At 67.3% G+C, this 14,361-nt stretch carries 10 protein-coding genes and 1 pseudogene; 6 read left to right on the top strand and 5 right to left on the bottom strand.

Going from position 1 to position 14,361, the window contains the following annotated elements:
• Window positions 1-114 precede the first annotated feature (114 nt).
• Window positions 115-648: a hypothetical protein gene (locus tag QIT00_RS01790; RefSeq protein ID WP_282533212.1), complete on the bottom strand. Its 534-nt coding sequence runs from the start codon at window positions 646-648 to the stop codon at window positions 115-117.
• Window positions 649-853: 205 nt separating this feature from the next.
• Between QIT00_RS01790 and QIT00_RS01785 the strand changes: the two genes are divergently transcribed.
• Window positions 854-3,169: a hypothetical protein gene (locus QIT00_RS01785; protein WP_282533211.1), complete on the top strand. Its 2,316-nt coding sequence runs from the start codon at window positions 854-856 to the stop codon at window positions 3,167-3,169.
• Between the two features lie 214 nt (window positions 3,170-3,383).
• Here QIT00_RS01785 and QIT00_RS01780 read toward each other — a convergent pair whose 3' ends face one another.
• The 4 genes and pseudogenes from QIT00_RS01780 to QIT00_RS01765 all read right to left on the bottom strand — a co-directional run bounded on the left by QIT00_RS01780 (window position 3,384) and on the right by QIT00_RS01765 (window position 8,939).
• Window positions 3,384-4,493 carry a hypothetical protein gene (locus tag QIT00_RS01780; RefSeq protein WP_282533210.1) on the bottom strand — a complete coding sequence of 370 codons (1,110 nt, stop codon included), beginning with the start codon at window positions 4,491-4,493 and terminating at the stop codon, window positions 3,384-3,386.
• Window positions 4,494-4,617: 124 nt separating this feature from the next.
• Window positions 4,618-6,105, bottom strand: a complete 1,488-nt coding sequence (locus QIT00_RS01775; RefSeq protein ID WP_282533209.1) for a hypothetical protein — start codon at window positions 6,103-6,105, stop codon at window positions 4,618-4,620.
• Window positions 6,106-6,358: 253 nt separating this feature from the next.
• Window positions 6,359-7,531, bottom strand: a complete 1,173-nt coding sequence (locus tag QIT00_RS01770) for a serine hydrolase domain-containing protein (RefSeq protein WP_282533208.1) — start codon at window positions 7,529-7,531, stop codon at window positions 6,359-6,361.
• 63 nt (window positions 7,532-7,594) lie between these two features.
• A pseudogene (locus QIT00_RS01765) lies at window positions 7,595-8,939 on the bottom strand (tetratricopeptide repeat protein).
• A gap of 170 nt (window positions 8,940-9,109) precedes the next feature.
• On the opposite strand from QIT00_RS01765, the gene QIT00_RS01760 reads away from it, so the two are divergent.
• Genes QIT00_RS01760 through QIT00_RS01740 form a run of 5 tightly spaced genes read left to right on the top strand, consistent with a single transcriptional unit; the run spans window position 9,110 to window position 14,332 of the window.
• Window positions 9,110-10,393, top strand: a complete 1,284-nt coding sequence (locus QIT00_RS01760; RefSeq protein ID WP_282533207.1) for a methionine adenosyltransferase — start codon at window positions 9,110-9,112, stop codon at window positions 10,391-10,393.
• Window positions 10,394-10,443: 50 nt separating this feature from the next.
• Window positions 10,444-11,310: an aminoglycoside phosphotransferase family protein gene (locus QIT00_RS01755; protein ID WP_282533206.1), complete on the top strand. Its 867-nt coding sequence runs from the start codon at window positions 10,444-10,446 to the stop codon at window positions 11,308-11,310.
• Between the two features lie 6 nt (window positions 11,311-11,316).
• Complete coding sequence (locus QIT00_RS01750; protein ID WP_282533205.1) at window positions 11,317-12,027, top strand: histidine phosphatase family protein; 711 nt, start codon at window positions 11,317-11,319, stop codon at window positions 12,025-12,027.
• Complete coding sequence (gene serS, locus QIT00_RS01745; protein WP_282533204.1) at window positions 12,020-13,315, top strand: serine--tRNA ligase; 1,296 nt, start codon at window positions 12,020-12,022, stop codon at window positions 13,313-13,315. Before QIT00_RS01750 ends, serS begins: the two co-directional genes overlap by 8 nt.
• Complete coding sequence (locus QIT00_RS01740) at window positions 13,316-14,332, top strand: glycosyltransferase family protein (protein WP_282533203.1); 1,017 nt, start codon at window positions 13,316-13,318, stop codon at window positions 14,330-14,332.
• Window positions 14,333-14,361 lie beyond the last annotated feature (29 nt).

The raw sequence follows: 14,361 nt of genomic DNA, 5'->3' as shown, positions 1-14,361 counted from the left end.
GTGTGAGGCCCGCTTGGCGTGCCAAGTGGACGAAGCAGATCCGCAGATCAGTTCCCGCGGTGGGGGCGGTGGCCTCGGCTGCGCGGCACCGCGTCGGTCGGCATGGGCCGGGTCTCAACCCTTCGTCTCGTACGCGTCCAGCTCGTCTCGTAGCGACTGGCCCGGCTCGGGGCGCTCGTACGGCTCCAGCACGATGGCCTGCAGGCTGTTGAGCGGTTCGACGATGGGGCGGGCGTCATAGTCGATGCCGTCCTCGTCCTCATAGTCGTCGACCCGGTCCCACGCGGGGATGACGAACGGGTACCACTTCCAGCGATGACGCCCCTTGGCATCGGGGTGCACCTGCCACTGCGTGCCCCGGTAGCGATTGTGAACCTCCCCCAGGTACCAGGCCGCTACCTGCAAGAACGGTTCGGCCTCCTGGTTCCGGAACTCCGCCTGGACCTTGTACCGCTCCCGTACGACCGCCTCCAGCCGGTCCAGGGATTCGGGGGAGAAGTCCCACACCCCGCCGATCTCCTGCACCCACTCGGAGAACCGCGACTGCTGCTCCTGCAGCCACAGGGGCAGCACGTCGTTCTCCAGGCGCAGCACGTCGATCTCCCGTGCTTCGCGAACGTCCTTGGTGCTCCAGTTCCCGCGACTCATGGGCCCACCGTAACGGTTGGTGCTGACGTCCGCGCAGGGTAACTACCGTGACCAGGCGGGCTGTTGCGGCTCAGCATGACTCAAAATCCGTGCCACGGCGAACATTTGAACGCCTAGGGTGGGATGGCTCTCCGGCGTCACACGAACACGGGGCCCCTGGCGCCGGATGAGGTCGATAACGCGGGCCCCCGGGGGAACATCTCACGTGAATCAACCCATACTCGGTGGCCCGTGGCGCGCGGTCCGCAAGAGCGTCCTGGCGCTCGCGTGCGCCACGGCTGTGGCCCTCACCGGCTTGCCCGCCCTGTCCGGCACCGCCGAGGCCGCGGGACCGCTCAAGCCCGGTAAGCGCTGCGACGAACTGCACGGCCTGAAGGGCTCCGGCATCCCGCCCAAGGGTTTGCCATACGGTGACGCGTCCCGAAGCAAAGCCCTGTGGGACTCCTATCAGTACGTCAACCCAGCCATGGCGTTCGACGGCCTCAAGCCCACCAACGCGCAAGTCAAGGCCGCAGGGAAGAACTACAAGAAGTACACCCACAACGATCCTCGCCGGATCTACGCCCGCTTCAACAACCAGAAGAAGTGGAAGAAGTTCACCGACTACCTGACCAAGCAGTACATCCCCAACCACGGCAGCGACCCACGCGGGGAAGCCTTCGAGAAGAAGGTCGTCAAGGAGATGGGTCTGGTCGGGCCGGACTGGATCTGTCAGAAGGAGGTGTATTTCAAGGACCCCACAACTGGAAAGCGCTACAAGCGGGTCCTGGACGCCTACAACAAGAAGACCCGCGACATCGTCGAGATCAAGTCCAACGGCAAGCCCAACCCCAAGCAGGTTCCCGCCGACCGGGCGTGGGCGCGCCACCCCGGCTGGAGGTCGTACAAGTACACCTTCGTCTTCGGCGAGAACCAGACGAGCGAGGGGCGACGCTTCATTAAGTCCATGAAGCGCCTCGCCGGCGCCGACCGCGTCAGGGAGTACAACTACCACTCCGACCATGTCCCTCGCGCACCCAAGTGGGCCGAGAAGGGCCCCTACCGCAAGAACTCGCCCATCATGTCCATCGGGAACGGCGTGAGCACCGGATCCCGGGGCGGCGGTAACGACATCATCGACCAGTCGCCGAACACCGCCAAGGAATGGAAGGAACAGAAGGCTCGCATCAAGGCCATCGACACCAACGGCCGGTTCGCCAAGGGGCCGGGCGGAGTCGACTTCACCACCCTGGACCTGCGCTACATCGGCAAGCCGGTCAAGGGAGAGGGCCTGAACTACGCCTTCAGCGCGAAGAAGCTGCCGGACGAGAACGACGGTGGCTGGGGCGCGCAGCCCAAGGCACAGCTCATCTCGGACGCCTTCTTCACCTGGCTCGCGCTCACACCGGACAAGTTCTGGGTCAACCTCAACCCGGACCAGCCCGACCGGGTCATGGACGACAAGTTCGCGTCCACCGACGCGGGCCGCGTGCTCCTGGAAGCGGACCTCCAGATGAAGCACGACTTCTTCAAGACGATGGACCCCAAGACCGACCTCGGTAAGCGGTTCTGGGCGTCGCTGCCCAAGGAGAACGGTCGGCCCTGCTTCGCCGGGATCCGCAACTGGATCGAGCCCAAGACGGCGACGGTGCGTGAGCAGGACGGCGGCATCTACATCCTCGACACACCCTTGAAGCTGAAGTCCACGCCTCAGGACTTCGCCACCCAGCCCGGCGGTGGCGAGGCGATCTGCAACCCCAGCAAGGCGCAGCGGCGTCAGGCCCAGGCGGTCATTGACCGGATGATCGTCCCTGAGGTGGAGAAGACCATCAACACGGCCCCGCAGTATGCCGACCTGCGCCGTGTGTACACGGCCCGAGTGGCCGCGGAGTGGATCCGTCTCCAGGACGCCAAGTCCCCCACCGACTACCGCAAGCTGATCAACAGCAACGATGTGAAGCGGTGGCCGCTGCGCGCCCCCAACCAGAACTGGGACAAGGACGCCCTGTTCAAGAAGTACCGCAAGATCTTCACCGAGGGCGAGTTCCGCTACAACGTGGACACTGCCCAAGGCGTGATGGTCTACATGGTCGGCGGTGTGGACTTCTCCAAGCAGCCCAAGCGCAACATCTCCAGCCTGCGATTCCAGGTGGAGCACCGCTACGCGCCCCGCACGGCGAAGATCGCCGCCGACGCCATGACCGATGACGCCGACACCGATGGCCTCGTGATGCTCGGCGGCAACACCGCCGGCAAGTCCACCGACGAGACCCCGCCCACCACGCCGACCCCCAGCCCGACGGAGAGCAGCAAGCCCACCACCCCGGGGACTCCGCCGGCCAGCCAAACCCCGACCGAGGCTCCCAGCAGCCCTGCGCCGGGGAATGACCAGCCGTCCACGCCTCCTGGCAAGGACGAAGGGGAGGGCGGCCTCGCCGACACGGGCGCTCAGGTCGGCCTCGTCTCCGCCATCGCCGCTGCGCTCCTGGCCGCTGGCTTCGTCCTGGCCCGCGTGAGGCGTCGGCGCAGCATGGAGAACTGACCGGCGCACGGCGGATTACCCCCAGCGCACAGGCGGCCCCTGCTGCTTCCAGCCCGAAGTAGCGGGGGCCGCTTGTGCGTTGACGATAAACAGTTGCCAACGCGGTTGATCACACGCGCTTGCCGTTACGGGTGGGGGTACTGGGGTGTGCGGGGCGAATGGAACCGGAACTGCGACCCGGATTCGTAGCGGAGACGAGCTGTGAACTGCTGGTTCAGCCTTGTCCGTGTGGTGTGCTGACGTGCTCCGCCAAGGGGTTCCGAGCTGCCGGGTTGTGCCACCACGTGCCATCGAAGGGTGGGACGTTGTCGATCCACACCACGGCAGCCAGCTCGGGAGGCGGAGTCCAAGGCGGAGCGTGGGTCTCTGGAGCGGGAAGCGGTTCGGGGCACAGCTGATCGCTCACGTCCTGGTTGAACAGCACACGCGGGCCGCCTGCCACGAGCGAGTGGAGGGATCCTGCAGACAGGCCCACCCAGGGGTGGCAGGTCAATGCCACGACGAGTGGTACGTCGCCCAGGTGCGGCGCGTAGTCAGTCACCTTCTCCTGCACTGCTGCGGCGATGCGGGTCTCGTCCACCAAGCCGTAGCACGGGCGAGGCAACAAGAACCGGCCCGTGAGGATGCCGGACCAGTCCAGGCGCGGCTGCTGCTCGTAGGCGCTGTCGAAGAGATAGAACGTGCTGCCGCCCGCCTGGAACTCATGCTGCCGTGGATGCAGACGTAGCTGTAGGTGCAAGGCCGCGGCCAACTCGGCGGCCTCGTCCTCGTCAGCGGGCGGGGGCACGGCGTCACGAACGCGGACGACGAAAGCCACTGGATAGGGGATGGTCTGCCTGACGGCTTCCGCCACCATGGCCCAGCGGTGCTGGCGGTCGAACTCACCGATCGGCATGATCGTCTTCGTGTCCACGACGATTACGGGGGCGCCATTGGTATCGAGGCCAGTCCAGTCCGGGGTCGCTGAGGTGGACCCCGCCCGCGGTAGCGGCCGGTCGAGCTCGCATCGCACTCCGGCGAGCCGCAGTGCGCGCCCGGTCGCCAGCTCCATCAAACGCGGCAAGTAGTCGCCCTCGCGGCGTAGTGCGGCCGCGTACTCGCCCTGCCGGTTGGCGGGAGCGTGATCGTGGATGAGCGTATTGATGTGGTCCCACCAGGGAGCCCAGTACGGGTTGGTCTCCCCTTCGATCAGAGTGGAGAAGCGGATACGGGCGTTCCCCTCTGCAGCAAGGTACGCGTCCACCTCCGCTGCGCGATGGGGGCCGAAGGACGGCATGGTGATAGCCGCCTTGTCTCTGTTGGCTCGGAGATTGCGTTGCGGCATCGACTCATGATGCTCAAATACGAGATCGCATGGGGCGAATACCTCCAACGGAAGTGGTGCATCGGGGGTATGCCGGCTATCCATCGAGCTGTGGCCAGCGGCCAATCTGCCTTGCCGGCTGCGGCTATTCGACTTCGGCGTTGAGGTCCAGCGCCTCTTCCTCAACCGCGAGGTAGGTGTCTGAGGTTGCCGCCTCCAGGAACCCTTCCTCCCTGGGGAAGGTAAGGCGCGGAGCCAGGTCGATGAGGTGCATCCAGGAGCCGCTGTCCCCCATCGTGAAACCGTCCCGCACCGAGCGTAGTTGGTCGTCCCGCTGTTGCTCTCGGACTCGTCGCGCGTATTCCTGAACCTCGGTGATCCTCTCCTCACGCGCGCGATCGCTCTTCTGCCTGTCGTGCCGCCGCGCGACTGCGCTGTCCGAGCGCTGAACTTCGCGGGGTAGCTCCTCCACGTACCTGGGCTGCTCTTCCCGGACCCGTGCGATGACGCGACGCTCTGCATAGGACAGTGCTTGGCACGCGCCGTACAGGCGGCGGGACATCCCGAGCATGAGATCCGTTCCAGGTACTCGTCCCGCCAGCATGTCCAGGCCGTTCTGTTGCCGGATAGCCTCGTCCCCGGCATCTGGTGCGACGTGGCGGCGCAGCTCGGTCGTCGCCCGGTCGCTCTCAAGCAGTCGGATCGGATCCCTTCGCGCTGCTGCTGATCCTTCCTCGGGCCTGCCGACAGCCGCGACGCGCAGCTTGCCCTGGGGCAGCGATTTCAGCGCCAGATACGTCAGCATTCGCGACCGAGCGAGCTCCAGGAGCGCCTCGTCGTCCTGTTCCAGCATCTCCTCAGGGGTGCTGTCCGCCGATGGGTCACCGAGGTTCCCAGCTGTCGGGCCGCCCTCCACATCGATCATCATGAACAGGCGTCGCTCCAAGCTGGTCCCGCACAGCACCCTCTGGTGCGGAACGGGCACGAGGGCCCCGACGTCGAGTTGCTTCGCTCCCTTGACCCTGGGGCGCAGGCCGAGCCGACGGCTCCCTTTCGCCTCGACTATCCAGAGCTCGGAAGTGGCTGGGTGCGTCCCGAAAAGGTCCGGCAGGCTGGGCGTCTTGGCCCAGCCGGGCGCCGCACCCGGCGGTATCGCGCTCTCGGCGTGTGTGGTGGGACCGAGCCCCATCTTCCGGCACGCCCACTCGGCCATCGTCATGCCGACGTGGTAGCCGAAGGCGGTGCGAGTCGAACTCTCCGTTCCGTGGGAGTAGACGACGCTGGGCACGACCTCGCGCCCGGTACGGACGAGGTAGGCCGAGAGGGGGTACCGGCGTGCCATGATCTCGCGGCGGGCCAGCCGTGGAGTGGCGGTGATCCAGGGGCCGATGTCTCGACCTACCGTGGTCGTGGCGTCGAGGAGGGCACGCCACGTCGCCCCGACCAGATACGCGCCGTCTGCGGGGATGCCAGCGCCCTTGGGCCAGGGTTGGTAGGCCGAGGCCACCTGTGAGGGGGATGGCCGTGGGGCCGGGGTCAGCGGGGAGCTGCGGCGGAGGAACACGGGGATGTCGAAGGCGTCGGGCGCGGATATCGGGGTGTCCGCGGTCCCCGCCCATGCAGGCGGCTGCATGCGCTCACTGTGCCACTGGCCCGCGACGCCGCGCGCAATGACCGTCGATATCGCCCAAGCAGCCTGCGCATCCAGCTCCTTCGCAGCGGCTGATCCCTTGGACTGCACTAGAGATCGAGATGGGCGTCGTCTTCCCAGAGTACGGAGGAGCGTTCGAGTGCCTCGCTTCGCTTCCCGGCTACTTGCTGCCCCTGCCAGTGCGTTGTGTCACGGCCGGTCCTGGAGCGGAGAGCCTTGACGGCTCCTCGATCCGTTACGCCAGCGACCTTCGCACTGAGTCAACCAGCGCCAACGCACGAACGTCGTCGGCGCCCCCGATGATGTGGTTCATCGTGTACCCGAAAGCGATCCCAACTTCCAGATCGGCGAAGCCGAGTGACCCGCCTCGGCCGGTGTGGCCGAACGAGTTGGGACCGATCATGGGGGTGTCTTCGGTGGGGAGCATGTACCCGGAGCTAAACCGGCTCTGTGTGACGACGACTTGGTCGAGGCCAGCGGCCTGCTCCTCGGCTGCCGAGGCAAGGCTGTCCGGCGTGAGGAGGCGTACGCCTTCCACCTCACCGATCAACGCGGCATACATGCGGGCCAGGCTGTGTGCGGTGCCGATGCCGTTGGAGGCCGGGAGCTCTGCGGCCTGGACTTCCGGGGAGTTGAAGTCGATGTTGGCCGGGTCGGTGACCTGGAACGCCCGGTTGCTGAAGGAGTTTGGGTCGCGCCAGGCAGCGACCTGGTCACGGAGTTCTTCGGGGACTTCCTCTTGGGTAACGGTGGTGAGGTCGACCTCGGGCTGCCGGTACGACATGCGACTGACGCGATGACGTTCGCTCGTCGGCAACCCGATGTGGAAGTCGAGTCCCAGAGGGCCTGCGATCTCGTCGGCGACGAAGCGGCCCGGCGTACGGCCGGACACCCGGCGGATGACCTCGCCGACCAGCCAGCCCCACGTCCGGCCGTGATACCCGTGCGCCGTTCCCGGCGTCCATAGGGGGCGTTGCGCGGCGAGTGCACTGGCCATCGGGTGCCATGCCAACGCCTCTTCCAGCGGCACTGGTTGGTCGAGCGCCACCAGGCCAGCCTGGTGGGACAACAGCCACCGCACCGGGATGTCTGCCTTGCCGTTCGCAGCGAACTCCGGCCAGTACTTGGCCACCGGGGCGTCCAGGTCGAGCTCGCCTCGCTGGGCCAGCAGATGTGCTGCGGTGGCGGTCACTCCCTTGGTTGCCGAGTAGAGGAGCTGCAGGGTGTTCTGCTCCCACTGACGCCCAGTGTCGGTGTCGGCTATCCCGCCCCACAGGTCCACCACCGGACGGCCATGGTGATACACGCAGACTGCCGCGCCGATGTCCCCGTGCTGATCGAAATTCGCCGCGAACGCCTCGCGCACTGGCTCGAACCCGGACGCAACCTCACCGTTGATCGTCGTCATGCCGCCATCCTGGCACTTCGGTCACCGTCTCCGAGAGGGCCCCATCCGAGGTCGGGTAACCCGTCACGCCGCGTCAGGCAGTGCCTGAAGCCGCTCGCGGAACTCACGGACGGCCGGGACTGCCTTGTGAGGCTGGAGCTGCTCCGAGAACTCTTTCAGGCGGTCCATGGCTCGCACGGAGCTGACCTTGTCTTCGAGGAGCTCGGTGCCGTAGTTGGCAGCGTCGAGGGCTCCGTCGAGGTCGTGGCCGGCGAGGCGAGCTTCAGCGAGGCGGGCGGAGCGTACGGCCTTGTCCCTGGGTGTGGCTTGCTTGACGGAGGTTTCCAGGGATTTCGTCGCGCGGTCCAACTGGCCTGCGCGCAGGAGGACTTTGCCTTCGGTAGACCTCAGTTGTGCCTCGCCGAACCAGTCGAGCCAGTCCGGGTTCTCCTCGACGGTGTGACGCTCCCAGTAAGGAGGCAGCCCGGTTGAGCGCGCTACCGGCCCTCTGGTGGTCGCCGTCGCGGGAGAGCGCTTCGGCCTTGTGCAGGTAGAGGAAGGACTGGGTGTAGGGCGACAGGGTCCGAGGGGCGTTGTCGATGGCGGTTGAGATGAGGTCGACTCGCTCGGCGGTCCGGCCGGCTTCGGAGACGTGGACGCCCATTTCCGCCAGTACGAAGGCTCCGAAGGCGTCGTCGCCAGCAGTCCGGGCGCTGCGCATGGCCCCGACGTAGTACCGCTGTCCTGCAGAGCGCAGCCCAGCGTCGTAGGCCATCCAGCCGGTGAGGTGCGATACGCGGGCCGCGAGGGCGTACAGCCGTATGCGGATTGTTTCCGTGTAGCGGCCGGTGCTCAAGAGGGTGGTGATCAGGGCGAGATCGCCGCGTGCCTGCTCCAGGAGTCGGGCGCCGCCGAGTTGGTCGTCGAGTGTGCGGAGCGTGCTGATGCGCTGCTCGATCGTCGAGACCATCGTGTCGGTGACGCGATCACCGTTCAGGGCAGAGGCGAAAGCGGCGGGTGCATCGGCCCAGCTCGCCGCAAGCCCGGTCAGTGCGGCCCCGGTGATGGTGAGGAAGCCTCGACGGTCCATACGGCCACTCCCCACCAGGTCGGCCAGCGCTTCGACGGTGCCGGCTTCGGTCCATGGGGCCGTGAGGCCGGTGACTTCCCATACGGGGAGCCACCGGGGCCATCCTTCCGCCCGGACCAGTTCGTACGGAACGCACAGCAGTTCGGCGAGGACGCGCTGTGCGTCGGCATCCGGCTCCTGCCCCTGTTCCCACTTCCACATGGTGGTGCGGTTGGTCGCCAGAGGGATGCCCAGTTCCTTGCCCCGTGTCTGCATGAGGCGGGCAAGTTCGGCCTTTCCCCATCCGCTCGACTGGCGAACGAACGTCAGTGGGTGCATGGCTAACGCCTCACCGGTCATGTGCGGCCTCCCCGTCAACCCCGTTTGTTGTTGGGGAGGTTACCCACGCTGACGTGCGCATGAGAGCCCTCGGTGTGAGGAGAAACCCCCTAGAAACGTTCCCGCCAGGTCGCCGGCTGGCTTCACTGATCACACCGCCCAGCAGTCGACCTTGAGATGGGAGCACGACTATGCCCCGCACGAGCACGACTTTCGGGAACAGCCACCTGGTGATCGAGACCGGTGCATCCCGGCCCGACGCGACCACCATCGTCGAGCGCAAGGGCCTCGGCCACCCGGACACCCTCGCCGACCACTTGGCCGAGCGGTTGTCCCGGGCGTACAGCCGGTACACCGTGCGGCACTTCGGCGCCGTCCTTCACCACAACTTCGACAAGCTCGCCCTGCTCGGCGGAGCCAGCGAAGTCCGGTACGGCGGCGGGGAGATGACCTCTCCCGTCCGGGTCCTGGTCAACGGTCGGGCCGCGCCGATGTGTGGCGGCGAGCGCATCCCCGTCAGCGAGATCGTCGAGACCGAGATCCGGGCGTTCTTCGCCGAGCGGCTGCCCGAGGTCTCGGACCACCTCGACATCGTCTTCAACATCACCAGCAACTCCAGCCCCGGCGCCGTACTCACCGGCGACGAAGTCCCCGACCGCACACGGTGGTTCAACCCGCGCTCGGTCGACGATCTGCGCGAACGTCGGGTCCGGCTGTCGAACGACACGTCGCTGGGTACGGGATGGGCGCCGGAGAACGCCTTCGAGTCGTTCGTACGGGAGCTCGTGGACCACTTCTCGGGCGACAGCGACTTCACCCGCGCCCACTGCTGGTGCGGGTCCGACGTCAAACTCATGGGCTACTGGGACGGGGAGCAGGCCGACGTCGTGCTCTGCGTGCCCCAGAAGTCCCGCCACGTCGCGAGCCGGGCCGAGTACATCCGCAACACCGAGCCCGTTCTGGCCGAGTACCTCCGCAACACCGAGCCCGTTCTGGCCGAGTGCTACCGCATGGCCGCGCTCCGACTGCCAGGCGCCAAGGTCAGCTTCAGGCTCAACGCCCGTGACGTGCCTGAGAAGGACGAGCTGTACCTCACCCACACCGGCAGCTCGATCGAATTCGGGGACGAGGGCGTCGTCGGCCGTGGCAACCGCGTCAACGGGCTCATCACGCCGCTGCGGCCCATGAACCTGGAGGGCGCCAACGGCAAGAACCCCGTCTACCACGTGGGCAAGCTGTACAACATCGCCGCGCAGCGGTTGGCGAACCGCCTGTACGAGGCCACAGGCGAGCACGCAGAGGTCCATCTCGTCAGCACGACCGGGCATCGGCTCGACCAGCCGTGGCGCATTCTGGTGCGGCTCTCTTCCTCGGACGTGGAGCTCGACAAGGTGCAGGCACTGATCACCGAGGCCCTGGACGAATTCCCCGCCCTGACCGACGAACTCGTATCGGCCGGGATGGTGTTGAGCTGATGACGGCACGATCGCTCGGTGGTGTTCCATCGGGTGCACGGTCTCGGCTCTTGGCCCACTACGGGCTGGAGGCCGGCAGCTGGCTCGACGCAGCCCCGCAGGTCCTGGCGGAGGCCGCCGAGCGGTGGAAGTTGACGCTTGAGAGCTACCACGACGCCGGGCACTCCTCGGTCGTCGCCGTTGCCAGGGACATCCATGACACCGCAGTCCTGCTCAAAGCCTGGTACGCGCGTGCTCGCTACCGCGACGAGGTCACGGCGCTCCGGCTGTGGGCCAGCGGTCCGACGGCAGGCGTCATCGAGACTGCGGACGACCTGTCGGTGGCTTCGTTGGAGCTGGTCGGCGGCCGACCTGGTGGCGGAGCCCGGCCCGCTCGTGAGGTCCAGATGGTGGCCGCGGTGATCCAAGGACTCCATGCCGTCGGCGCGAAGCGTGGTCGGCCGGCACTGCCCCGCCTGGGAGATCACCTCCAGCACACGGTGCTGCCGCGCGTCGCGCGCCGGGCGGGCACCCTCGGCCTCGACCGGCGCGCGTGGCTCGTACGCGAGGCGATGCCGGAACTCCAAGCGCTCAGGGAGTCCCCCTCCCGCACGACCGTGCTCCACGCCGACCTCTACCGGGAAAACGTGATCTTCGACGGCCGAGGAAACCCCCGGCTCATCGATCCGCATCCGCTGGTCGGCGACGCGGCATACGACTGGGCGTTCTGGAGCGTCTACTACGACCTCGGCCAAGCGACCTTCCAACGGCTGGCCATCGCGTCACGGATATCCCGCATCCCGGTTCCAGAGATCTCCGCATGGTGCCGGGCGGTCGCCCTCGACGGACTCCTCTATTACTCGGAGATCGGAGATCCGGCGCAGGAAACGGCCGCAGAGGTCCTGGCCGCGCTGATGGCGTCGGGCTTGGAGGGGTGAGGCGGCATGACGACGCACATCCTGCGCCACGGGGAGACCCACTACAGCCGCGAGTATCTGGTGAACGGCGACCCGTCCCGCGCGATTCCACTCAGCAAGGCGGGCGTTCAGTCCTGCGGTCTGGTCTGGCACACGCTGCCCCTGCGGCAAGTGTCCACGTGGTTCTCCAGTGAGTTTCGCCGGGCTCGCCAGACGGCTTCGATGCTGATGGGCGTCCCGGAGCAGGGCCCGGTGGTCGACCCACAGCTCAACGAGCTGGACTACGGCGACTTCGAAGGCGGTCCGTTCCTGGAGTACGCCGCCTGGCTGGAGGAGCACGGCGGGCGGCGCCGGCCTCCGGGCGCACGAGAGTGCCAGCGGGAGGGCATCGAGCGGATGCTCGTGGGACTGCAGGCGACCGTGGAGCACCCCGGCCCACGGGTTGTCGTGTGCCACGGGCTCCTGGTCTCGGTCCTCCTCTGGTACCGGGAGCGGCCCGCGGGTGAGTCCATGCCGTTGTTCTTCCCGGAGGCCCCGTGCGTCCAGCCGGTCTCCTTCGAGGACGAGGAATTGCTGAGCTGCGTGAAGAGCCTCCTCAACGCGGTCGCTGCGGAGCCCGAGGGCGATGCTGAGCAGCGGGGTGATGGGGCGAAATCCCGGGCGGAGGCGGGTCTGGATGTTGCTACCTTCGATCGGGTAAACCAACCGCACGCACAGAGGGATTTTCCCGATGCATGATGCTCGCGTTCTGATCGACATGGGCGAGGACGCTGTCCGCCGCCTGGCCCGTCGTGGCTACTCGCTGGACCTCTCCTCTCTGGAGTCCCTCCAGTCCCTTCGGAACAAGAGCATCCAGTCCGGCGACGAGCTCCGCTCCGAGTCGAAGCGCATCGCGCAGGAGGTCCAGCGGACGGCGAAGGCCGGCGGCGACATCTCCGCCCTCAAGGAGACCGCGCGCAAGCTGAAGGAGCAGATCCGGGAGGCCGAGGCCGAGCAGGAGCGCGTACAGCAGGAGCTGACCGAGCTGCTGCTCACCATCCCGAACCTGCCCGCCGACGAGGCGCCCGACGGTGACTCCGAGGAGTTCGCGGTCGAGCAGCGCCGCGTCGGCACCCCGCAAGCCTTCTCCTTCGACCCGAAGGACCACGTCGACCTCGGCGAGGGCATGGGCATCCTGGACTTCGGCCGGGCGACCAAGCTGTCGGGGCCGCGCTTCAGCGTCCTGCGCGGCGTCGGTGCCGCGCTGGAGCGCGCGCTGGCGGCGCTGTTCCTCGACCTGCACACCCGTCGTCACGGCTACGTCGAGCACTCGGTGCCGTTCCTGGTCAGCCGCAAGACCATGACGGGGACGGGGCAGCTGCCCAAGTTCGAAGAGGACCTGTTCAAGACGGGCGTCGCGGACCGGGACCTGTTCCTGATCCCGACGGCCGAGGTCCCGCTCACGAACCTGTACGCGGACGAGATCGTCCCGACGTCCGAGCTGCCGCTTGCGCTGACCGCGCACACGCCGTGCTTCCGCTCGGAGGCCGGTTCGTACGGTCGCGACACCCGCGGCCTGATCCGTCAACACCAGTTCGCCAAGGTCGAGATGGTGCGCATCTGCGCGGCGGACCAGGCTCGCGCGGAGATGGAGAAGATGGTCGGCCACGCAGAGGCGTGCCTGAAGGAGCTGGACCTCGCCTACCGCGTGGTCACGCTCGCCGCCGGCGACACCGGCTTCTCCGCCCAGCTCACGTACGACCTGGAGGTCTGGCTGCCCAGCCAGAACACGTACCGCGAGATCTCCTCGGTCTCCGACTTCGCCACCTTCCAGGGCCGTCGCGCGGGCATCCGCACCCGCGACGAGAACGGAAAGCCCACCCCGGCAGCCACGGTCAACGGCTCCGGACTGCCCATCGGCCGCACCCTCGCGGCCGTGCTTGAGCAGCACCAGCAGGCCGACGGCTCGGTCCTGCTGCCCGAATCCCTTGTGAAGTACCTCGGCTTCCGCCGGATCAAGGCGGACGGAACCCCCTCGGAGGAATAGGTGCTTGTCGGCGTCTGCGACTTCCCCGGTAGTTACGCATTTCCACCGGCCGGATACGGCGGGATCGAACGATGGCTCTGGGCAGTCGCCGTAGGAGCCCGCACCGCAGGCGCCGACGTACACCTCATCGGGCCGGGCTGGCTTGAGGACCTCGAAGACCGCTGGGTCCGCAAACCGGTCCGCCTGGAGGACGTCACGGCCGGCTCCCTCGCCGAACGCGAGCTGAAGTCAGCTGGCTACGACCTTCTCGTCGTCGGCCACGAATACCCCTCACGGCCCTCATGGGTCAGGACGTGGCGCGAGCTGGACTGCGACGTCGCCACGTTCCAGCACTCGCCCAGCTTCCAGCACACCGCCACCACCTTCGACGGCGACCATTCGCGGCTCTACTGCTACTCGCCCGAGATGATCGAGCGGTACGCCGCCCACAGCCCGACCCGCGAACTCGCCGTCCACTTGGGGCTCAACGAAGAGGAGCCCCCGGCCGTGAAGGGCCAGGACCTCGTCTGGCTCGGACGAATAGACGAAGACAAGGCACCCCACCTCGCAGTACGCGCGGCGCAGATCCTCGGCCGCCGCATACGCCTCGTCGGCCCGGTCTTCGACCAGGACTATGTCCGCCGCTACGAAGACGTCCTCGCGGCCGACCACGTGGAATGGGTCGGGGAACTGGGCGGAGCAGCCAAGACCGCCGCCATCACCGAGGGCTCGGTCTTTGTCTACACCTACGCGCGGGACTACGTGGAAGCCGGCGCAGCCGTCTTCGGCGAGTCCCTACGCGCCGGCACCCCCATCGCTGGCCTGACCTGGCGTGACGGCACTTGCGCCCAGGCGGCGCTCTGCGAACGTACGGGCGCCACCGTCGTCGTGGACCCCGCGGCCGACGATGAGAGCGCGGCCCACGCACTGGCCGAGGCCATAGAGCGTGCCTCCACGCTCGATCCTTCCGACGTCCAGGAAACCGGGTTCGCTCGCTTCGACCCCGCGAACCACTTCAAGGCCATGGCGGCGCTCTGATGGAGAGCCACTCGCGCGCACACCAGGCG

The organism is Streptomyces luteolus, from assembly GCF_029968015.1.
Taxonomy (GTDB): Bacteria; Actinomycetota; Actinomycetes; order Streptomycetales; family Streptomycetaceae; genus Streptomyces; species Streptomyces luteolus.
This window is presented reverse-complemented; position numbering and strand designations above follow the sequence as displayed.